The sequence below is a fragment of the Microcoleus sp. A003_D6 genome (assembly GCF_036702825.1).
Taxonomy (GTDB): domain Bacteria; phylum Cyanobacteriota; class Cyanobacteriia; order Cyanobacteriales; family Microcoleaceae; genus Microcoleus.
Genome location: NZ_JAUBWA010000007.1, coordinates 37876 through 58957 on the forward strand (window position 1 = coordinate 37876; position 21082 = coordinate 58957).

Consider the following 21082-nt stretch of genomic DNA (forward strand, 5'->3'; position numbering starts at 1 on the left):
GTGCGTCAGCAACAAACTTTTTGACTTACGTTGAAACTCCGAACCTGACGCACCCTACGAATTTACTGCACCGTTAGTAGGGTGCGTCAGCAACAAACTTTTTGACTTACGTTGAAACTCCGAACCTGACGCACCCTACGAATTTACTGCACCGTTAGCAAGCCGAAGTTTAGGGTTTCTTTTTGGGAGATTTGGGAGGTTGGGGAGATTTTAAGATTTTGTCGGCGACCATTTTGTCAGCAATTAAATCGCCGATAATTTTAGCACCGTGGGAAGTAAAGTGCACGCCATCATTAATTTTGACATATCCTCGCTTCCCCGATTTGTCAGCAACCACCGGAGCAAAATTACCTGAAGCGGCAAAAGCATCCCAAGTAGAAATAAATTCGATTTTGGCAGAAGATTTACTGGCATTTTTATATGTCTCGTTCATTACGGGAAAATATTTAGCATAGCGAGATTTGTTGGATATCGGTTGACCGATCCAATACACTTTTCTCACCGAAGATGACTCAAGTAATTTGGCATACTTATCTACTCTTTCTTGATAAGCATTTTGCCATTCCTTTGTCGCGATAGCCCGGTGTTTTCCTTGAAAATCCGTGATATCTTGAGTATCGTTTCCTCCGAACAAAACGACCGCGACATCCGGCTGGTAATCCCGGAGCAGTTTTTGGGTTCTGGCATACCAGTCATAATAATCTATGCGGTTTAATCCGCTAGATACTTTGTAGTCAAGTTTAGTATCAACAATTTGATATTTTTGCTTCATCGTGTACTGAAGTTGAATCCCTAAATCAAACATTACTGAATCTCCAACAAACAAAAATCTGCGATAAGGCTTGGTGAGTTTCGGTTTGACTGCGGTTGGCTTTTTAGTTGTTTTTTTGGGTGGAACAATTGGCGTTTTTTCAATTTTAGCAGTTTCAGTTTTTGGGGGAAGGCGATCGAAGTCAATATCTTTAATTTTGCTCCAAAAATCTTGTTCGGATTTCCGAAAACCGTCGATTTCTACCTGTCGTGCTGCTTGTTTGATTTCGGGACTTGCGAAAGGAGTTGAGGAGAAACTCTTGAGAAATAAAGATAAGTTGGAAAATATCAAAGTGAGAATTACAGAAGTAACGATCAGCAAAATTTCTCGGTCTCTCATATTTGTTAGAAATTAAAGTAGATAAAAGGCGGGACGGTGCTCGGCCCAAGCATCAAAATAGCATACACGAACAGCGAAACTAAGACAACCCGAAAAAATATGTTTTTTAAGGAAAATATGACTTGCAACAGTTGGGAAATGCGATCGCCCCACAAGTTGATCGCGCCAATGACTGCAATTACTAAATACAATTGCCAAAAGTTAAATTGAAAAGTTGCAACCGCAGGATGGGCAATTCCTTGAAAAAAATTCACCGCAGTTTCCCAGTTAGGAGTGCCGAAAAATACCCAGCTACAAGTAACAAAACTAAATGTTAATAGCCAACTGCAAAATTGAGCAAATCTGGGAAAGGAATAGTCTAATACCAATTTTAAAAAAGAATGCAACAGTATTCTTGTTCCCCCCCTTAGCAAGGGGGGGCTAGGGGGGGTCGAAGAGTGTTGCACGATTTTAGAGAAATAGTCTAATTTCCAGCCGATAGCTTGGGGGATATCTTTACATAAATGGTTGACAACTAATCCTAAACCGTGAATTGAGCCCCAGACAATAAAGTTTAAACCTGCGCCGTGCCAAAATCCGCCGATCGCCATTGTCATCAGTAAATTTACGTACTTCCTCAACTTGCCGTATTTGTTGCCGCCCAAGGGAAAGTAAACGTAATCCCTCAGCCACTCGGAAAGACTGATGTGCCACCTTTTCCAAAATTCTTGCAAGCCCAGCGATCGGTATGGCATATTAAAGTTAGCAATCGGTTTGAAACCCAGCAAACAGGAGATACCGTTGGCTAAATCCGAGTAGCCGCTGAAATCTACGTAAATTAAACAAGAATAGGAAATTGCCGCGAGGATTAAATCGATGCTGCTGTACTGCTGGGGGACTTTGAATGGTAGTTGAGTGAAGTTAAACAAAAAGCTCGATAAAGTATATTTTTTGAAGAGTCCAGACAGAATCAAAACTATAACTTCTTCGATTTGATAGTCGTATTTTTTAGGTGAATTTAACTGCGTGTAAAATTCGCGAGCTCGCGAGATTGGCCCGGAGGCAATTTGGGGAAAGTAGGTAATGTAGGTGGCGTAGTCTACAAATTTCGGATAGGGGATTTTTTGCTGGTAGCAGTCGATTAAATGGGAAATCATTCTAAATGTGTAGAACGACACGCCGACGGGGGCGATTATTTGCAAAACTTGAAAGCTAGCTGGAATTTGTAGCTGGTTCAGTACCTCAAATAAGGAAGTTACAAAGAAGTTGCAATATTTAAAGATGCCGAGATTGGCAATGTTGAAAATTAGGCCGGAAATTAAAGCAAGTTTTTTATATTTACCGTGGCAGACAGCCCGGAGAATGATATAATTGTAGGCAGTGGCTAAAACGAGGAGCAAGAGAAAGTCGAAACTCCAAAAGGAATAAAATAGCAAACTGGAAAATAGCAAGACAATTTTATACAAATCGACTTGCGGTTTCAAAGAGAGGATAGCGCTAAAAATAATTAGGAAAAATACTAGAAATTGGTAAGTGGGAAATAGCATAAATTTCAGTAGATCGCAAATTGGCAACTGGCAATATAGATATTTTGTAGGGACACGGCATTGCCGATTAGTGTCAACTTAAGCTCAAACCCATTCATAGACTGCTGTTTAACTATTAAATCTAGATCCCCCCTAGCCCCCTTTAAGAAGGGGGGGACAAGAGTCTGCTCAAAGTCAACCCCTACTCCCCTTCTTAAGGGGGATTTAGGGGGATCTGGACTCGGATATAAACGAGATTTCTCAAGGGTTTTAGGCTTAAGTTGACACCAACGGACACGGTGCCGTGTTCCTACTTGAGGTTTTGGCAAAAAGTCAATTATGTAACAAGTTCAATCGGTTAACCGCACTCAGAAATTCACAATCCTGTTTAAAGATTATGATGGTTGTGAGACGATGTATTAACGGATAACAACAGGAATCCCCTTGATTGCGAGGAACCAACGTGCAGCCAACAGACCCTAGCAAATTTACAGATGAAGCCTGGGAAGCCATTGTCAAATCCCAGGATGTAGCCCGCCGCTTTGCCAATCAGCAGCTAGAGGTTGAACATTTAGCGATCGCCATTCTCGAACAGGTCGCGACAGCAAACACCATTCTCAGCTTGGCTGGAGTAGATGTCGTCCGCTTTGGCCAACAATTAGAAGCCTTTGCCAAACGACAGCCCAGAGTTGCCAACGCTGACCAACTATACCTCGGTCGCGGTTTAGACGTGATGTTAGATGCTGCCGAGTCTGCCAGAGTGACTTGGCAAGATAATTTTATTGCCGTTGAACATTTATTAATTGGCTTGCTAGAAGATGAACGAGTCGGCCGCCGCTTGCTGACAAAAGGCGACGGGCCGCCTGGTCGCCCCGGTTACGATCGCCAAGCGCCAATCGGTACGATCGATCGCCCAAAACTCGAAGAAGCAATCAAATCTGCCCGCGCTACTGCTAAAGTCCCAGAAAAAAATTCCGAAACGGGGAAAGCCGGCCGCAGCAACGCTAAAGTCCCAGATCGAGACGGCGAAGCCAACTCCGACGCCCTCAGCAAATACGGCCGCGATTTGACAGAAGCAGCCAAAGCCGGCAAACTCGACCCAGTAATCGGCCGCGACGAGGAAATCCGCCGCGTGGTGCAAGTTCTTTCCCGCCGCCAAAAAAACAATCCGGTGTTAATTGGCGATCCCGGAGTCGGAAAAACTGCGATCGCCGAAGGTTTGGCCCAGCGAATTGTCAACGGCGACGTACCCGAATCTTTGAAAAATCGCCAGCTATTCAGCCTCGACATGGGCAGTTTAATTGCTGGGGCAAAATTCCGGGGCGAATTTGAAGAACGGTTGCGGTCTGTTCTGCGGGAAGTCATCGATTCCGACGGGCAAATTGTCCTGTTTATTGACGAATTGCACACCGTTGTCGGCACCGGTGGCGGCGGCAGTTCCGGTTCGGGAATGGATGCCGGAAATTTGTTGAAGCCGATGTTGGCCAGAGGCGAATTGCGCTGCATCGGCGCTACAACTCTCGACGAATTCCGCAAGAATATTGAAAAAGATCCGGCCCTAGAACGCCGATTTCAACAAGTATTTGTCGGCGAGCCCAGCGTTGAAGATACTGTTTCGATTTTGCGCGGATTGAAAGACCGCTACGAACGCCACCACGGGGTAAAAATTACCGATTCGGCGCTGGTAGCTGCTGCAACTCTGTCTTTTCGCTATATTTCCGATCGCTTTTTGCCGGACAAGGCGATCGACCTCGTAGACGAAGCGGCCGCCCACTTGAAAATGGAGATTACCTCTAAACCTGTGGAATTGGAAGGAATCGACCGCCGGGTGATGCAGTTGGAAATGGAGAAATTGTCGATCGAAGGCGAAGGAAAAGGTGCTCTAGCCCCCGGGCTCAGCTTCCGCGTCGAACGCATCACATCTGAGATTGACATCTTAAAAGTTAAGCAGGAAAAATTGTCTTCTCAGTGGTTGGGCGAAAAACAGTTGCTGGATGGAATCAATAAATTGAAAGCAGAAGAAGACCAACTGCGAGTGCAAATCGAACAAGCAGAAAGAGCTTACGATTTGAATAAGGCCGCGCAGTTGAAATACGGCAAGTTAGAAACTGCGGTGCGCGATCGCGAAGCCAAAGAAGCGGAACTTTTGAAACAACAAGCTCAAGGTTCTTCGCTGCTGCGGGAAAAAGTTACTGAGGGCGACATTGCCGAAATTGTGGCAAAATGGACGGGAATTCCGGTTAACCGGTTGTTAGAATCGGAACGCCAAAAATTGCTGCAATTGGAAAAACACTTGCACCAAAAAGTCATCGGTCAAGAAGAGGCTGTAACGGCGGTTGCTGCGGCGATTCGGCGGGCACGGGCGGGGATGAAAGATCCGGGAAGACCGATCGGCTCTTTCTTGTTTATGGGCCCCACAGGCGTCGGCAAAACCGAGTTAGCGCGGGCGTTGGCTGAGTTTTTGTTTGACAGCGACGATGCGATGATCCGCATAGATATGTCGGAATACATGGAGAAGCAAAACGTCTCCCGGTTGGTAGGAGCTCCCCCCGGATATGTCGGTTACGATGAAGGGGGACAACTTTCCGAAGCAGTGCGGAGACGCCCTTATTCGGTGGTGCTGTTTGACGAAGTGGAAAAGGCGCACCCGGATATATTTAACATTTTGCTGCAAGTGTTGGATGACGGCAGAATTACCGATTCTCAAGGTCGAGTGGTTGACTTTAAAAATACCGTAATTGTGATGACCAGCAATATCGGCAGCGACCACATTTTAGACGTGTTTACCAATAAGGAAAAAATCGCTAAAAAACCTGCAAATCGGAAGCATGAAACGAAAGATTTGTCAAGTCAAAAGACAGATTATAAAGTTGATGCTGACGGTACTGTTGAGATATCAGCCTCGCGAGTTACTGATGCTGTAAGTTCTCCAAGTTCTCAGGAAAATGAAAATTTATTGACTCAAGAACGGGAGACCGATCGAGAGTACGAGCAAATGTTAAAACGGGTGATGGGAGCTTTGCGATCGCACTTCCGGCCGGAGTTTCTTCAGCGGGTTGACGAGACAATTTTGTTCCACACTTTGAGCAAGACGGAACTGCGGCAAATCGTCACCATTCAAGTGAAGCGTATCGAGCGGTTGTTGGCGGAACAAAAAATTACTTTGGAACTGTCGGATGCTGCGAAAAACCATATCACAGATGTCGGTTACGACCCGGTTTACGGCGCTCGTCCCTTGAAACGCGCCATCCAGCGGGAGTTGGAAAACCCGCTGGCTAACAAGATTCTGGAAAATGCGTTTGTCGAAGGTGATACAATTGCGATCGACTGCATAAATAACACTTTGCAGTTTCGCAAAAAAGAGTCTCTCCCCGCGCTGGTAGGTAACAGTTTGTAGTTGCATTTAGGAACAGGCTTTCTGGCCATTGGTGTCAACTTAACATCAAACGTACTCAGAGACTTCTGTTGGGTGATTTAAGGCTAGATCCCCCCTAACCCCCCTTAAGAAGGGGGGGACAAGAGTCTTCTCAAAGTCAACCCCTACTTCCCTTTTTGAGGTATCTTTCCAACTAGCAACTCTCTTTGCGAAGAAGGACAAAAGTCTTCTCAAAGTCCCCCTTCTTAAGGGGGATTTAGGGGGATCTGGCCTAGGCTATAAACGAAAGATACAAAATTTTTCTGGCTTAAGTTGACACCAATGGCTTTATGGCCGGTTCCACAAACAATCAATTTTCTAGTAGCACAGCCCAGAAAGCCTGGTAGTTTAAAATCATGAAACAACTAACTAGAATCACTCTGAATCCAGAAGTAATGGGAGGAAAACCCTGCATTCGCGGCTTGCGAGTCACTGTGGGTACTATAGTCGGACTGATGGCATCGGGACACTTACCGTCAGGCATTTTGCAGGCTTATCCCTACCTGGAAGAAGCAGATATATATGAAGCGCTTGCCTATGCAGCGTGGCGAGTTGAAGAAGTAGAAATTCCTCTCAAAATAGCGTGAAAATTTTGATTGATATGAACCTGTCACCTGAATGGACTGTCGTATTTACTAAATACGGAATAGAGTCTCTTCATTGGTCTACAGTCGGCGATCCTCGTGCCACAGATCGCGTTATTATGGAATGGGCGCGAGTAAATGACTATGCCGTATTCACTCATGATTTAGATTTTGGCGCACTGCTGGCCGCAACCCAAGCTAATGCTCCCAGTGTCATTCAAGTCCGTATTCAAGACGTGCTGCCTGCTAATATAGAGAGTTTGATTGTGGAAGTGTTCCATCAATTTGAGCCACAAATTGAGTCGGGGGCGTTCATTTCTGTGGATGAAACGCGCTCTAGGGTGAGAATTTTGCCGATTACACTTCGATAATTATTTATGGCCTGTTTCACAAAAATTAATCTGCTTGTGGAACCGGTATCTTGCCTGTCATTCAAAAATTAAGAACAGGCAAGATGCCTGTTCCACAAACCATCAATTCTCTTGTGGAACAGGCATCTTGCCTGTTATTGAAAATTAGGAACAGGCAAGATGCCTGTTCCACAAACCATCAATTTTCTTGTGGAACAGGCATCTTGCCTGTTATTGAAAATTAGGAACAGGCAAGATGCCTGTTCCACAAACCATCAATTCTCTTGTGGAACAGGCATCCTGCCTGTTATTAAAAATGGTGAAATATGTCAAGAATTAGAGATGGTGCGGCTGCCGTAAGCATCCATGCTGTAGGCGGGAACGCGAACGCTGTAATCAATTTCTGTTCCCGTAACCGATTTTGCCAGTTGTTCAAAAGATTCTGAGTTCCAATTGCGATCGTGGATGGGCTTTGACTGTTCGCCCAGGAAATATGCTTGAGTGCCAATCACTGAGGCCGCTACCCAACCGACGATCAATAGAGCGATTACAATAGTCATTTTTGCTTTTTCCTTAACTTTTGTTGCTTTATGTAAACTAATGTAACAAAATTTAGCATTTAAAGTCAAGGTAGTGTAATGTCGTGGCAACCGTCCGACAGGTAGTAAAAACCGCCCCTAATCCTGAGTCTGTAGGGTGTGCAGCGCGCACCAGTCTGTAGGGTGTGCTTAGCAAGCACCAATATCGGAATTGTGAACTGTATCCTAAATAGCAAAACAGATTGTTGAGATTTTATAGTTAAGAACTTATAAGTTTTGCGTTAATAAATTACGATTAAAACTCTGCGGCTGGCATGACGAAGCGCGGCAAAATTATGAGTTATGATTTATCAGTTTGGATTGGAACTAAAAAATCTCACTTACCCGATCCCAATTACCAATCACCCATAAAAATCATGGCCAACTCAATGTTAAATAACGACCCCTTGTGGTTCAAAGACGCGATTATTTACGAAGTACCAATTCGCGCTTTTGCCGACAGCAATGCAGACGGCATCGGCGACTTTCGGGGACTGACAGAAAAACTAGATTACCTGCAAAACTTGGGAGTAACAGCAATTTGGGTGCTGCCCTTCTTTCCTTCGCCACTTCGAGACGACGGCTACGATACATCTCACTATACCACCGTCAACCCCATTTACGGCACTTTAGAAGATTTCAAACATCTTTTAGAACAAGCGCACTTGCGGGGAATTAGAGTCATTATTGAGTTAATTGTTAACCACACTTCCGACCAGCACGCATGGTTTCAAAAAGCGCGCCGCGCCCCGAAAGGCAGTAACGAAAGAGATTTTTACGTGTGGAGCGACACGCCGGAAAAATATCAAGATGCTAGAATTATTTTCCAAGATTTTGAGACTTCAAATTGGGCTTGGGATTCGGTAGCAAAAGCTTATTACTGGCACCGTTTTTATTCGCACCAACCAGATTTAAATTACGACAATCCCGCCGTGCGTCAAGCGATCTTAGATGTGGTTGATTTTTGGTTGGAAATGGGAGTAGACGGACTGCGAATGGATGCCGTGCCTTACCTGTACGAGCGCGAAGGTACTAATTGCGAAAACTTACCCGAAACTCACGTATTCCTCAAACACTTGCGGAAGCACGTAGATGAGAAATTCCCGAACCGGATGCTGCTTGCTGAGGCGAATCAGTGGCCGGAGGATGCGGTTGAATATTACGCGGCGGGGGATGAATGTCACATGAACTTTCATTTTCCGCTGATGCCGCGGTTATTTATGGCTTTGTACATGGAAGATAGCTTTCCAATTAGCGACATTCTCCAGCAAACTCCGCAGATTCCCAATAACTGTCAGTGGGCATTATTTTTGCGGAATCACGACGAATTGACGCTGGAAATGGTGAGCGATGAAGACCGAGATTATATGTATCGGGTTTACGCTCAAGACACTCAGGCGAGAATTAATTTGGGCATCCGCCGCCGCTTGGCTCCTTTAATGGGAAATAACCGCCGCCGCATCGAGTTGATGAATGCTTTGCTGCTGTCTCTTCCGGGTACGCCGGTGCTTTACTACGGCGATGAAATTGGCATGGGAGACAATATCTATTTGGGCGATCGCAACGGGGTGAGAACTCCGATGCAGTGGAGCGGCGATCGCAATGCCGGTTTCAGCCGCGCTAACCCGCAGCGGCTGTACGCGCCGCCAATTGTTGACCCTGAATATCACTACGAATCTGTTAACGTGGACACGCAGCGGGCGAATCCGAGTTCTCTTTGGTGGTGGATGAAACGCCTAATTGCAATTAGGCAGCGCTTCCAAGCATTCGGTCGCGGAACTTGCGAGTTTTTGTCCCCGGAAAACCGCAAAGTTTTAGCTTTTGTTCGTACTTATCAAGACGAACACATCCTCGTAGTGGCTAATTTGTCGCGCTTCGTGCAAACAGCAGAATTAGACCTTTCGCCCTTTAAAGGTGCTGTGCCGGTGGAGATTTTCGGCCGCACTGAGTTTCCGGAGGTTGGCGAGGATTCTTACTTTTTGAGTTTGAGTCCTCACACCTTTTACTGGTTTACTCTTACTGTTAAACAAGAAGATTTCTCGCTGCGCGGTTATCATACGAACTTGCCTAGTTTGGCGGTCATAGGTACTTGGAAAACTGCTTTTTCTACAAGTCAGTTAAACGATAGCCTGATCGATATTTTGCCGGAATATTTGCGGCAAAATCGCTGGTATAGCAGTACAGACAGAACAATTCAATCATTAGAAATAAGTGAAGTTGTGCCTGTTGAATGTAAAGATAGTGCCGGGGAAGAATCTACAGTTTACCTTCTGTTTTTGCAGTTGAATTATACTGAAGATATGCCGGAAACTTATGTTTTGCCTGTAGGTTGGGAGGAGATGAAAGGCGATGCGGACGATCGGGCGATCGCGCGCCTGCACTTCCCAGAAACCAACGAAGTCGGGGTACTATTTGATGCTGCGGGCGACAAAGGTTTCCTGAGCGCGTTGCTGGGGGCGATCGCCAATTCTCGCAGTTACAAAGGTGCAGCAGGTCAACTGCTAGGAATTGCCGACAGTGCATTCACCTCAGAACAAGATTTATCGAACCTCGAACCTCACCTGTTCAAAAAAGAACAAAGCAATATATCCGCAGGTTACGGCGACCGCTTCGTCCTGAAAATATTGCGAAAAGTCGAGGAAGGAATCAACCCCGAATTAGAAATCGGACGCTTTTTAACCGATCGCAACTCGATCCAACACTACGCTCCAATTGCCGGAGCATTGGAATATCGCACCGCAGGAAAACAAGTAATTACAGTTGGAATCCTGCAAAAATTAATCCCCGACAGCATAGACGCTTGGTCTTATACATTAGACACGCTGCGCGACTATTTCGAGCGAGTAATGACAGTAGAAGCAAAGCATTCCGGCGATAATTTATCTACTTCCCCCGAAAATTATTTACCGAGCACTTTGACTGCACAAATGCAGCGGCCGTCAAACTCGCTACTAGCCGATTTATCCCTAGAAATTCCCGCCTTAGCTCGCGAACTCATCGGCTCTTACTTAGCATCAGCCGAACTTTTAGGTCAGCGGACAGCCGAACTTCACCTCGCTTTAGCTTCTGACAAAGAAAATCCCGCTTTTGCCCCAGAAAACTTCACCTCATTTTACCAGCGTTCGATCTATCAACAGATGAGAAATCTAGCAGGAAGGACTTTGCTGCTACTAAAAAAACGGCTGTCTCACCTGCCACCTGCCACCCAAAAATTGGCACAAACTCTGCTCAACCGCGAAGACTTGCTGATGGAACGTTTCAAGTCAATTTTGAACTTGAGAATCACGGCCGATCGAATTCGCTGTCACGGGGATTTTCATTTCGGGCAAGTTCTTTATACAGGCAAAGACTTCGTAATTATTGATTTCGGAGGAGAACGGAATCGACCCTTAAGCGAGCGGCGGATGAAAAGGTCGCCCCTGCGAGATGTTGCGGGAATGCTGCAATCTTTGAGTTACGCTGTTACTTTGGCACTCCGCAATGAAGTAGAAAGCGGCATGATTCGCCCTGAAAATCTCCCGGAGATGCAGCAGTGGGCGAACGTTTGGCATCGCTGGGTTAGCCTGACTTTTGTCAAGAGTTATTTGGCGACAGCAGCCGATGCAAATTTCTTGCCAAAATCTATCCCGGAACTGCAAGTTTTGCTGGATGCTTACATCTTAGAAAAAGGGGTTGCCGAACTGGTATACGAACTCAATTACCGGTTGGATTGGGTAGAAATTCCCCTTCAGCGGATTCTACAGTTGCTGCCTTCATTGAGTAAATAAGGATCGCGAATTAAATAATTTACACAAGGAAAGTGGGGTGTCCCGCCCTTTCTGGACGGGCGGGACGCCCATCCCGCAAGAACCATCACGCATTGTAAGTTATTTAATTCTCATTCATAAGTAGGGTGCGTGACTTTCTAGTTGCTCAATTAACAGCGAGATGCTGGAGAGTCACGCGCGTTACATCATACCAAATCTGGTTGAACAACTATTTGGAGCGGCGAATATTAGTTAGGAGTCAAAAAGCTGATTCACGTAAGCTGTTGTGCATTTAATTTGTATGTTGAGGGCGGGCAGGATGCCCACCCCACAAGAGGAAAAATTTATTTGACTATGCAATTTAAATGCGGATTAGCTTATCTTTGCGATCGCTTTCAGAATTTCTTCTCGATTCTTACCTGATTGTATCCATTTTGGCAGGCGAGAGAACAGACTGCGATTCGACCAGCCATAAAGTTCGTGAGGTTTTCGTTCCCTCAGCTTTGCCCTAACAAACGCCTCAATAAATTCTAAATGTCGAAGATTGTAAGCCCAAAGCGTCTCACCGCAACAGGAAGTTTGAAGCCACAGAGGATAGTGGAAGTAGTTATCCAATGCCTCGCTATACCAGCTTTCAATCTTCTTCTCAGACCAATCTTTTGAGGAACCACAAGCTGTACAGGAAAATCTGCGAGGAGCAAATAAATCGGCGCGATCGGGCTCGATACAGCGCACGATCGCACGTGAATCACAACAAGGGCACCGCACCAGAAATTCACTCTGGAATGAGTAGATTGTTTCACGAGTATCTTTGAATCGCTCCATACTTATTACTTAAAATAAAGAGATGTTTGATACAAAACTTGTTCTTGATGAGTTAACAAAGTACAGTCAGAAAGCGGGTAAGCCACACAAGTAACAGCGTAGCCAGCTTGCAATTCTGACGGCTTCAAAAACTTTTGTTCGCTTTGGTCGATTTCACCGCTCAGCAGTTTGACAACGCAAGCAGAACACTCTCCTTGCTTGCATCCATTCGGCAAGCGGATGCCGGCATCTTCTGCCATATCTAAGATATACTGGTCGTCTGGTACTGCGATCGTGCGATCGAGCGATCGTTCCTGATTCACCAACCGAACTTGATAAACTGCCATTTTTTCCTCTGTATTCGCGAAAGGGCGGGTTTACTATGCTGTTAGTCCTAGCAAATATTTCGGGTAAAACCCGCCGCTACAACTAGAAAAGGCGGGTTTATTATACTGTTAGTTTTACTAGACTAACTGTGTATATCTAGACAAGTGCCTCTTGATAGTCGAGATTTTCATCGAGATAAATAGCTCGAATATCCTCCGGCAAATTGGATTCTAAAGTTTGATATCCTTTTTGCAGCAAAGCCTTTACCTGAGCGGGCGAAATAGCTTCGCCTTCTGCTTGCAAATAAGCTGCAATTCGAGTTTCGCTCCAGCGGAAAGTCTGAGCCATCAACACTACTAAACGCGGCAGCGGTGCTAACAATTCTAAGGCTTGTTTGACGTAACACCACAGGGGAGGCGGAGCCGATTGCAAAGAGTAGTGAATCGACTCAACAGGGGGCAATTCGGCTTGATTGATGCAGACGGCCGTGACATTAATCAGCCAGTTTTGGAGACTGAGATTTCCGCCATCAGACTCTTGGATTTCGCGGCGCAAATCGAGGCCTCGCAGTTCGTGATAGATGTGCTGCCAAGTGTGGGCAAACAGGTAATCGCCTTGTACGGGCGATCGTACGGAATGGCGAATCAGGGAGTGTACAATTTGAGCGTAGCGGCAAAAAATCGCCGTGAAGAACCTACCCTGATCGGGATGGTTTTGAAACAGAGTCAATAATTCCTGGTCGCTGTGGTGGAACAGGGATTTAACCACAGGATGGTTGAGTTCGGAAAAATTAGGTGGTTGCACAATTGTTTTTGTAATATATGCTAGTGCAGCACGATTTTACACCACGATCTACATTTGGTGCAACTGCTTGGAAATTATGTTTATAATTAAGTCAATTAATTATATAGAGTTGTAGGTGATGCTGGATTAATCTAAAGTGATACATATAAACTCTATATATTCAGCGCACCTAAAAATATAATTTGTTGTTTCAATGGTAAGGTTTTTGTATGTCTAGCATTAATACTGGTATCGAATGGTGCGATCGCACATGGAATCCCACAACTGGCTGCGATAAAGTCAGTCCGGGCTGCACTCATTGTTATGCAGAAGCATTAACCAAAAGGTTTCACACTAATTTCCCTAACGGCTTTGATTTAACACTGCATAGGAATCGTTTGGAAGAACCAAAACGCTGGAAAAAACCGAGCCGTATTTTCGTAAATTCGATGAGCGATTTATTTCATGAAGAAGTGCCAATAGAATTTCTCAAAGAAGTTTTTGATGTCATGCGTGAAACTCCCTGGCATATATATCAAATTCTGACCAAAAGACACGAACACCTTCGAGAAATAGCTGACAAATTAGACTGGCATGAAAACATTTGGATGGGAGTTTCTGTTGAAAATCAAAACTACGTTAACAGGATTGACTGTTTGCGACAAGTACCGGCAAAAGTCAGATTCCTATCATGCGAACCACTTTTAGGTAATTTAAAACTAGATTTAAAAGGCATTCATTGGGTAATTGTCGGGGGAGAGTCTGGGGTCAAACACCGTCCCATGCAAGCAGAGTGGGTTGAGAATATCAGACAGCAATGTCAAGATGCTAAAGTAGCATTTTTCTTTAAGCAATGGGGAGGTAGAACGCCTAAAGCTGCTGGGAGACTTCTGGATGAGAAAATTTGGGATGAGATGCCGGAAGCATGGGAAAAACATCAAAATCAATGGAATCGTTACACTTTGAATGTGATTCGCCACTCAAATAAAGTAGTAACACCTACTTTGGTAGGAATGTAACTCTCACTTTCTCTCCAAAGGTAATTTCGCCTTTGTACTTCCTTCGTTGACTAGCTGGTGGATCTGCGATAATCTTACCTTGTTGTTCTAGTTTCTTAAGAGCTTTCTTAATCGAGCTAGAATACTGGTAAACCCTAATCCTAATCCAAAATGACTCAAAATCTCGATCTTACTGGACTTACTCCCAAACAAATCGAGCAGATTTATGCGATAATAGAAGCATTTAGAACCACCAACAAATATCAGAACCCATTAACAGAAGAACAACAATCGCAATTGGCTCCTAATCCGCTGTTTTTTGAAAGCGAAATCCTCCAACCCTTTAATCGCAGTATGCTTTATGGCAAGCAAACCTAAAAATAAATACAATCTTTAACCCGATAGTCAAATTCAAAATCATGCAAGTAATCATTCAACCTCCTTCCCTCATTGAAAACGGAATTAAAGTCGAAACGGTCAACAATCGCCCTCTGTTCAAATTTACTGACCCGCTTCAATCCCGTCTAGAAGCCCTTTTAGAAAAAAATAAAATCAATGCCCTAACCTCGGAAGAACAAGAGGAACTAAATGCTATCAACGAACTCGATCGCCTCTTTACTTACCTAAACTCACTCCTCATCGCTCAACAATGACCATTTCTGAAGCAAACCGCAATTATGTCAGACAACAAGCTAAATATCTTTGCGAATATTGTCACTCTCCAGAAGAAATCAGCACCTCTCGTTTTACCATCGACCATATTAAACCCCGTTCTTTAGATGGTACGGATGATGTCAAAAATTTGGCGCTTGCTTGTAGCCGTTGCAACCAACGCCGTTACAATTTTACAGCAGGGAGCGATCAAGTAACTCAGGCGGAAGTAGCTATATTTAACCCTCGAAGTCAGGAATGGCAAGAGCATTTTATTTGGACGAGAGATGGGATCAAAATTATTGGAGTTACACCAATTGGCCGCGCTACTTGCCATCGCCTTGACATGAACGATGAACGCTATCAAGGAGAGCGATCGATTCAAGAAGCACGCGCTTTGTGGATTAAAGCTGGCTGTCATCCACCACCAGACGATCCCAGAGAACAGCAATAAACTTTTTCCATATTTTTTTGAGGAACATACAAACTTTAGCTATCAAACAGAAGTAGATTCTCAAATCGCAGAAGAACAACAAACAATTAAAAATATTCAAGCAGAACTGATGCAAATGGGCATAGCCCATCACACCTCGGACTTCAAACAAAAACTTCAAAAAAAACAGTAGCAAAACTCGTAAAACTGTCAACTGTCAACTGTCAACTGTTTACCATATCCTCCGCCGCCCGGAGTCTCAATGACAAACACATCCCCCGATCGCATTTCCACACTCGCCGTACTTCCCAATTCCTCAACTTTACCATCAAATCTCTCAACATAATTCCGCCCAACTTTCCCCGCTTCCCCCCCATTCAAACCGCAAGGAGAAATCACCCGTCGCCCCGATAAAATACCAGCAGTCATCGCCTCCCGAAACCGCACTCTGCGCACTGTTCCATTACCGCCGCGATGATATCCATTCCCCCCGCTATTCGCCCTGATTGCAAAACTTTCTAACAACACCGGGAAGCGCCATTCTAATACTTCTGGGTCAGTTAAACGCGAATTAGTCATGTGAGTTTGCACCGCATCCGTACCGTCAAAATCTGCACCAGCACCCGAACCGCCGCAAATTGTTTCATAATATTGATAGCGGTTATTTCCAAAGGTAAAATTATTCATAGTTCCCTGAGAAGCAGCCATCACTCCCAACGCACAATACAAAGCATCCGTAATATTCTGCGATGTTTCCACATTACCTGCAACCACCGCCGCTGGATAGCGAGGATTCAGCATACAGCCTTCGGGATTGATGATTTCCAGAGGTTTCAAACAGCCAGCATTCAGAGGGATATCGTCATCTACCAAGGTGCGGAAAACATACAAAACAGCGGCTTTGCACACCGCAGCGGGAGCATTAAAATTGTTAAATTGTTGAGCAGAAGTGCCAATAAAATCTATTTTTGCACTGCGCGCAGATTTGTCAATTGTAATCGCTACCTTAATTTGTCCGCCACTATCCATCGGATAAGTAAACTCGCCATCTTGCAAAACCTCAATTACCCTGCGTACCGACTCTTCCGCATTGTCTTGTACGAAGCCCATATAAGCTTGCACAGTCTCTAATCCATAATATTCTACCATCTCGATCAGCTCTTCTGCGCCGCGCTTGTTAGCAGCAATTTGTGCTTGCAAATCGGCTATATTTTGAGCGTAATTGCGAACAGGAAAATTCCCCGCTGTCAGAATTTCTAGTAATTCTTTTTCTCTAAAAATTCCCTCGCTTACTAGCTGAAAATTATCTAGCAATACGCCTTCTTCAGCTACTGTTGTACTGTTAGGAGGCATGGAACCGGGAGTAATGCCGCCGATGTCGGCGTGGTGTCCGCGCGAGGCAACATAAAACAAAGGAAGGGAGGAACCATCAGCAAATACTGGAGTAATAACGGTGATATCTGGCAAGTGCGTGCCGCCGTTGTATGGATTGTTAGAAACATAAACATCGCCCGGTTGAATGGCATTGCGTTGTGCTAAAATTAAAGCTTCAACGCTTTCGCTCATCGAACCCAGATGTACGGGAATGTGCGGCGCGTTCGCAACTAATTGCCCGTTTTTGTCGAAAATTGCACAGGAAAAGTCGAGACGTTCTTTGATGTTGACTGAGGAACTTGTGTTTTGCAATGTGACGCCCATTTGTTCCGCGATCGCCCGAAATAAGTTATTAAATATTTCCAGCAAAACCGGATCGGATGTAACCGCAGATAAACGCGAATGAACGCGGATATTATCTGCGTCCATCTGCGTGCATCTGCGGTTCAAAATTAAATCGTTATTTTCGGTGATTTCCCCTTCCCAGCCCGGTTCTATGATATTGGTTCCAGTTGCTTCAACAATCATCGCAGGGCCGCTAATGCAGTCGTGCGATCGCAAATTCTCCCTCTTGTAAACAGGCGTTTCCCGCCACCCGCCAGCAACATACATTTGCACGGTTGAAATTGGTGGCACAGGCAAGATGCCCGTGCCACCAGAGGGGGAAATTGTGGATGCTTCCGGCACATCCGTTCTTTCTACAACTTCCACCGAAACCGCTTCCACAATCAGCGCTTTTTCTGGCATAATAAAACTGTAACGCTGTCGGTGTGCAGCTTCAAATTCCGCCTGCATGACCTCAATATTGTCAGCAAAATTGACCGCCAAAACCGAGTCAGTTCCCTGATATTTTAAGCGCAACTTGCTAACAACTAAAACCTCTGACTCATTCTCTGTGTTCTCTGCGCCTCTGCGGTTCAATTCCCTCTTTCCCTCTGCCTCCAATGCAATTAAAATATGATGCAAATCAGCTAATAATTCTGCATTTAATTGTTGCTCGATCGCCCTTTCGCGCATAGCCCGCACATCAGCCAAACCCATACCGTAAGCGGACAACACACCCGCGTAAGGGTGAATAAATACCCGTTTCATCCCCAAAGCATCGGCGATCGCACAAGCGTGTTGGCCGCCCGCACCGCCGAAACAGCACAATGTATACTCCGAAACATCGTAACCGCGCTGAAGCGAGATTTTTTTGACAGCATTTGCCATCTTTTCCACCGCGATCGCCAAAAAACCCTCCGCCACCTGTTCGGGAGTCTTCTCGCCCCCAATTTCCCCCGCTAACTGCACAAATTTTTGCTTTACTGCGTCAGGGGCGATCGGCAAATCTCCATTCAATCCAAATACTTTCGGGAAAAAATCCGGTTGAATTTTCCCCAACATCACATTGCAATCAGTCACCGTTAACGGGCCGCCTTTGCGATAGCAAGCAGGCCCAGGATTGGCCCCAGCCGACTCCGGCCCGACGCGGTAGCGAGCCCCGTCAAAAAACACAATTGAACCGCCGCCGGCTGCTACAGTGTGAATTGCCATCACGGGCGATCGCAATCTCACCCCAGCAATTTCCGTCTCAAATTCGCGTTCGTATTCGCCGTTAAAATGGGCAACATCTGTCGAAGTTCCGCCCATATCAAAGGTAATAATTTTATCAAAACCTGCATTTTTACTGGTTTGAACTGCACCGACAATTCCCCCAGCAGGGCCGGATAAAATACTGTTTTTTCCTTGGAATTGTGCCGCGTCCACTAAACCGCCGTTCGACTGCATAAACATTAATTTGGGGGATTGGGCATTGGGCATTGGGCATTGGGCATTGGGCATTAATAATCCCTCATCTCGACGATCTACCTCAATTAATTCACTGGTTATTTGTTCGACATAACGCCGCAAAATCGGAGACAAATAAGCATCGACAACCGCAGTATCTCCCCGCGAAACTAATTTCATCAGCGGGCTGACTTCGTGAGATACTGAAATTTGAGTAAAACCAATTTCTTTGGCTATTTTAGCAACTTGTTTTTCGTGTTCCGAGTAGCGGTAGCCGTGCATAAAGACGATCGCACAACTGCGAATTCCCTCATCGTATGCTTGCTGCAAAGAGGGGATAAACTCGGGATTGAGGGCAGTTAACTCCTCACCTTGAGCGCTGTAGCGTTCTGCAACTTCAATAACTCGATCGTACAGCATCTGGGGCAAAACAATGTGACGGGCGAAAATATTCGGGCGGTTTTGATAGCCAATTCTCAGCGCATCGCCGAAACCTTTGGTGATTAACAGAATTGTGCGATCGCCCTTTCGTTCCAGCAAAGCATTTGTCGCCACCGTCGTCCCCATTTTAATCACTTCAATTTCGGCGGCGGGTATTGCTGCGTCGGCGGGAATCCTCAAAATATCGCGAATTCCTTGGACTGCGGCGTCTGTGTATCGTTCCGGGTTTTCCGACAGCAGCTTGTGAAGGACTAATTTACCGTCGGGACTCTTGGCGACAATATCAGTAAAAGTGCCACCGCGATCGATCCAAAATTGCCAGCGAGTGCGATCGTCAAAAACAGCATTCATATCATTATCCATCATAAATGTTAATCAGCCTTTTACGGGCGGGCATCCTGCCCACCCCACAATACAATTTATCTCTTGTGGAACAGGCATCTTGCCTGTTCTCGATCGTAAATGTTAATCAGCCTTTTGCGGGCGGGCATCCTGCCCACCCCACAATACAATTTATCTCTTGTGGAACAGGCATCTTGCCTGTTCTCGATCGAGGTACAAAATGTCAGTTAAAATAAAACTGCTATAAATATCTAATAGCCTCAACCAACCCCCGACAAACACCCGCCAAAAAATCCAAATCCAAAGTCTCAATCCGATCGCTTTCTCGATGATAATGCGGATTTCGCATATTAGCAGTATCAGTCACCATAATAGCCGGATAACCGTTATCCCAAAAAGGAACATGATCGCTGCGGCGAGTATCCGGCACAATTAAACCTCGATTCGGCACTGGCAGCCACTCGCAGGGCTGACCAGATTTGCGAATTTTGCCACTCAAATTAATCAAATCGGGAACCGTCCGCAAAGTGCCAATTAAAGCAATAAAATTGCCACTATTTGGATAAAAATATTTCAAGCCAGCGGGATAGCTTTGAGAATTAGGATTATGGTTGCAATAACCCAACATTTCCAAAGAAATCATTAACCGGATTGACTCTTGCTGTTGCTTGTATTTAGCTGCATGATGACTGCTTCCAAAATAACCGTATTCTTCCATATCGAAAGCGACTAATTGCACTGGATATTTGAGCGGCCCAGATGCGATCGCCCTTGCGAGTTCCAGCAAAACAGCAACACCAGTACCATTATCATCGGCCCCAGGTGTTCCGGGTACAGTATCGTAATGAGCACCAATTACGATCGGCAAATTTTCTTGCTTCCCCCCCTTAGCAAGGGGGGGATTGAGGGGGGGTAAATCCAAAATCAAATTGTGATGAATTCGACCGCGCACCGAAAAATCGTCGATTTCTACAGTTCCCCACTGTCCCAATTGTTCGCGGATGTATTGCTGGGCATAAAAATGCCCTTCGGATGCGAGGTATGGGTTGCGATCGCGTACAATTTGAATCAGATGGCTGTGCAGGCGTTCCTTGAGATCCATGCAGTCTGCTACACAATGAGTACAATCAAATTATATTCTGTTTAATCTTGGAAATTATAGGAATACCAGCAAAATGCCCTACAGCGATTTTAGTTTAGAAAAAGTCAAGCGAACCTTTCAACTAACTACTTCAGAAACAGTCGATTTATTTGGAAATGTACCCGACTTAGAATGCAGCGTCCTCTTGACAGAAGTTCTACGTTATAATGTACCTTTAGCCCTTGCCAGCAACAGCGAAAAAGCTCGCTCGGAAATGATTATTTCCCCCATTATAATCGACCTCAGAAGACAGTTGAAAGAACGAATTAACTTATTTTCTGGAATAGAGTTTGACGTGGATAGCGAAAAGGGATTAAATGGGATTTGCGATTTTATTATCAGCAATTCACCTGAAATACTATTTGTCAGCGCTCCCGTAATTACCCTCGTGGAAGCAAAAAAAGAAAATATCACTGCTGGCTTGGGACAATGCGTCGCGGAAATGTTAGCAGCTAGGATATTTAATGAACGTGCAGGTAATGAAGTTTCAACAATTTACGGGGCGGTGACAACTGGGAGTATTTGGAAATTCATGAAGTTAGACGGAAGTGTAATTAGTATCGATCTGACTGAATATTACCTCAAAGATGTGAATAAAATTTTGGGGATTTTAGCAATGGGGGCTGTCTCGCAACCAATTGACGTTTGATTGCGATCGGCCGTAAAATTAAGTCATATTAAACAAACACA

General features: G+C 45.1%; 18 protein-coding genes. 10 read left to right on the plus strand and 8 right to left on the minus strand.

Annotated elements, in window-relative coordinates:
• Positions 1 to 169: 169 nt before the first annotated feature.
• Positions 170 to 1150, minus strand: coding sequence for an SGNH/GDSL hydrolase family protein (locus QUB70_RS03725; protein WP_332978406.1), 981 nt, complete (start codon positions 1148 to 1150; stop codon positions 170 to 172).
• A gap of 5 nt (positions 1151 to 1155) precedes the next feature.
• Positions 1156 to 2676: an MBOAT family O-acyltransferase gene (locus QUB70_RS03730; protein ID WP_332978408.1), complete on the minus strand. Its 1521-nt coding sequence runs from the start codon at positions 2674 to 2676 to the stop codon at positions 1156 to 1158.
• A 442-nt stretch (positions 2677 to 3118) separates the two neighbouring features.
• On the opposite strand from QUB70_RS03730, the gene QUB70_RS03735 reads away from it, so the two are divergent.
• From QUB70_RS03735 to QUB70_RS03750, 4 genes are all read left to right on the plus strand, one after another.
• Entirely contained in the window at positions 3119 to 6052 is a 2934-nt protein-coding gene (locus QUB70_RS03735) for an ATP-dependent Clp protease ATP-binding subunit (protein WP_332978409.1), read from the plus strand.
• Between the two features lie 374 nt (positions 6053 to 6426).
• Positions 6427 to 6657: a DUF433 domain-containing protein gene (locus QUB70_RS03740; RefSeq protein WP_332947108.1), complete on the plus strand. Its 231-nt coding sequence runs from the start codon at positions 6427 to 6429 to the stop codon at positions 6655 to 6657.
• Positions 6654 to 7025 carry a DUF5615 family PIN-like protein gene (locus QUB70_RS03745; RefSeq protein ID WP_332978410.1) on the plus strand — a complete coding sequence of 124 codons (372 nt, stop codon included), beginning with the start codon at positions 6654 to 6656 and terminating at the stop codon, positions 7023 to 7025. Before QUB70_RS03740 ends, QUB70_RS03745 begins: the two co-directional genes overlap by 4 nt.
• Positions 7026 to 7184: 159 nt before the next feature.
• A complete protein-coding gene (locus tag QUB70_RS03750; RefSeq protein WP_332978411.1) occupies positions 7185 to 7364 on the plus strand; it encodes a hypothetical protein in 180 nt (59 codons plus the stop codon).
• Here QUB70_RS03750 and QUB70_RS03755 read toward each other — a convergent pair.
• A complete protein-coding gene (locus QUB70_RS03755) occupies positions 7334 to 7564 on the minus strand; it encodes a photosystem II protein, Psb35-related (protein WP_332978412.1) in 231 nt (76 codons plus the stop codon). The two genes, QUB70_RS03750 and QUB70_RS03755, sit on opposite strands and share 31 nt — an antisense overlap.
• Before the next feature lie 395 nt (positions 7565 to 7959).
• Here QUB70_RS03755 and treS point away from each other — a divergent pair, with 395 nt between their 5' ends.
• Positions 7960 to 11349 (plus strand): maltose alpha-D-glucosyltransferase, encoded by a 3390-nt coding sequence (gene treS / locus QUB70_RS03760; protein WP_332978481.1) that lies wholly within the window; start codon positions 7960 to 7962, stop codon positions 11347 to 11349.
• 351 nt (positions 11350 to 11700) lie between these two features.
• On the opposite strand, the gene QUB70_RS03765 is transcribed toward treS, so the two are convergent.
• From QUB70_RS03765 to QUB70_RS03775, 3 genes are all read right to left on the minus strand, one after another.
• Complete coding sequence (locus QUB70_RS03765; RefSeq protein WP_332978413.1) at positions 11701 to 12153, minus strand: hypothetical protein; 453 nt, start codon at positions 12151 to 12153, stop codon at positions 11701 to 11703.
• A 5-nt stretch (positions 12154 to 12158) separates the two neighbouring features.
• Complete coding sequence (locus QUB70_RS03770) at positions 12159 to 12479, minus strand: 2Fe-2S iron-sulfur cluster-binding protein (RefSeq protein WP_332978414.1); 321 nt, start codon at positions 12477 to 12479, stop codon at positions 12159 to 12161.
• A gap of 136 nt (positions 12480 to 12615) precedes the next feature.
• Entirely contained in the window at positions 12616 to 13263 is a 648-nt protein-coding gene (locus QUB70_RS03775) for an RNA polymerase sigma factor (protein WP_332978415.1), read from the minus strand.
• 209 nt (positions 13264 to 13472) lie between these two features.
• Between QUB70_RS03775 and QUB70_RS03780 the strand changes: the two genes are divergently transcribed.
• The 4 genes from QUB70_RS03780 to QUB70_RS03795 all read left to right on the plus strand — a co-directional run bounded on the left by QUB70_RS03780 (position 13473) and on the right by QUB70_RS03795 (position 15345).
• Positions 13473 to 14261 carry a DUF5131 family protein gene (locus tag QUB70_RS03780; protein ID WP_332978418.1) on the plus strand — a complete coding sequence of 263 codons (789 nt, stop codon included), beginning with the start codon at positions 13473 to 13475 and terminating at the stop codon, positions 14259 to 14261.
• Between the two features lie 150 nt (positions 14262 to 14411).
• Positions 14412 to 14618 carry a hypothetical protein gene (locus QUB70_RS03785; protein WP_332978419.1) on the plus strand — a complete coding sequence of 69 codons (207 nt, stop codon included), beginning with the start codon at positions 14412 to 14414 and terminating at the stop codon, positions 14616 to 14618.
• A gap of 41 nt (positions 14619 to 14659) precedes the next feature.
• Positions 14660 to 14893, plus strand: coding sequence for a hypothetical protein (locus QUB70_RS03790; RefSeq protein WP_332978421.1), 234 nt, complete (start codon positions 14660 to 14662; stop codon positions 14891 to 14893).
• A complete protein-coding gene (locus QUB70_RS03795; protein ID WP_332978423.1) occupies positions 14890 to 15345 on the plus strand; it encodes an HNH endonuclease in 456 nt (151 codons plus the stop codon). Before QUB70_RS03790 ends, QUB70_RS03795 begins: the two co-directional genes overlap by 4 nt.
• A gap of 189 nt (positions 15346 to 15534) precedes the next feature.
• Here QUB70_RS03795 and QUB70_RS03800 read toward each other — a convergent pair whose 3' ends face one another.
• Together QUB70_RS03800 and QUB70_RS03805 are read right to left on the minus strand one after the other, a co-directional pair.
• Positions 15535 to 19260 (minus strand): hydantoinase B/oxoprolinase family protein, encoded by a 3726-nt coding sequence (locus tag QUB70_RS03800; protein ID WP_332978482.1) that lies wholly within the window; start codon positions 19258 to 19260, stop codon positions 15535 to 15537.
• A 232-nt stretch (positions 19261 to 19492) separates the two neighbouring features.
• Positions 19493 to 20353, minus strand: coding sequence for a M28 family peptidase (locus QUB70_RS03805; RefSeq protein ID WP_332978425.1), 861 nt, complete (start codon positions 20351 to 20353; stop codon positions 19493 to 19495).
• 73 nt (positions 20354 to 20426) lie between these two features.
• Between QUB70_RS03805 and QUB70_RS03810 the strand changes: the two genes are divergently transcribed.
• A complete protein-coding gene (locus QUB70_RS03810; protein WP_332978427.1) occupies positions 20427 to 21041 on the plus strand; it encodes a hypothetical protein in 615 nt (204 codons plus the stop codon).
• Positions 21042 to 21082 lie beyond the last annotated feature (41 nt).

Coding starts and splice junctions, on each gene's coding strand:
- QUB70_RS03725 (WP_332978406.1), bottom strand. CDS start 1,150: ATGAGAGACCGAGAAATTTTGCTGATCGTTACTTCTGTAATTCTCACT.
- QUB70_RS03730 (WP_332978408.1), bottom strand. CDS start 2,676: ATGCTATTTCCCACTTACCAATTTCTAGTATTTTTCCTAATTATTTTT.
- QUB70_RS03740 (WP_332947108.1), top strand. CDS start 6,427: ATGAAACAACTAACTAGAATCACTCTGAATCCAGAAGTAATGGGAGGA.
- QUB70_RS03750 (WP_332978411.1), top strand. CDS start 7,185: ATGCCTGTTCCACAAACCATCAATTTTCTTGTGGAACAGGCATCTTGC.
- QUB70_RS03755 (WP_332978412.1), bottom strand. CDS start 7,564: ATGACTATTGTAATCGCTCTATTGATCGTCGGTTGGGTAGCGGCCTCA.
- treS (WP_332978481.1), top strand. CDS start 7,960: ATGGCCAACTCAATGTTAAATAACGACCCCTTGTGGTTCAAAGACGCG.
- QUB70_RS03765 (WP_332978413.1), bottom strand. CDS start 12,153: ATGGAGCGATTCAAAGATACTCGTGAAACAATCTACTCATTCCAGAGT.
- QUB70_RS03770 (WP_332978414.1), bottom strand. CDS start 12,479: ATGGCAGTTTATCAAGTTCGGTTGGTGAATCAGGAACGATCGCTCGAT.
- QUB70_RS03780 (WP_332978418.1), top strand. CDS start 13,473: ATGTCTAGCATTAATACTGGTATCGAATGGTGCGATCGCACATGGAAT.
- QUB70_RS03785 (WP_332978419.1), top strand. CDS start 14,412: ATGACTCAAAATCTCGATCTTACTGGACTTACTCCCAAACAAATCGAG.
- QUB70_RS03790 (WP_332978421.1), top strand. CDS start 14,660: ATGCAAGTAATCATTCAACCTCCTTCCCTCATTGAAAACGGAATTAAA.
- QUB70_RS03795 (WP_332978423.1), top strand. CDS start 14,890: ATGACCATTTCTGAAGCAAACCGCAATTATGTCAGACAACAAGCTAAA.
- QUB70_RS03800 (WP_332978482.1), bottom strand. CDS start 19,260: ATGAATGCTGTTTTTGACGATCGCACTCGCTGGCAATTTTGGATCGAT.
- QUB70_RS03805 (WP_332978425.1), bottom strand. CDS start 20,353: ATGGATCTCAAGGAACGCCTGCACAGCCATCTGATTCAAATTGTACGC.
- QUB70_RS03810 (WP_332978427.1), top strand. CDS start 20,427: ATGCCCTACAGCGATTTTAGTTTAGAAAAAGTCAAGCGAACCTTTCAA.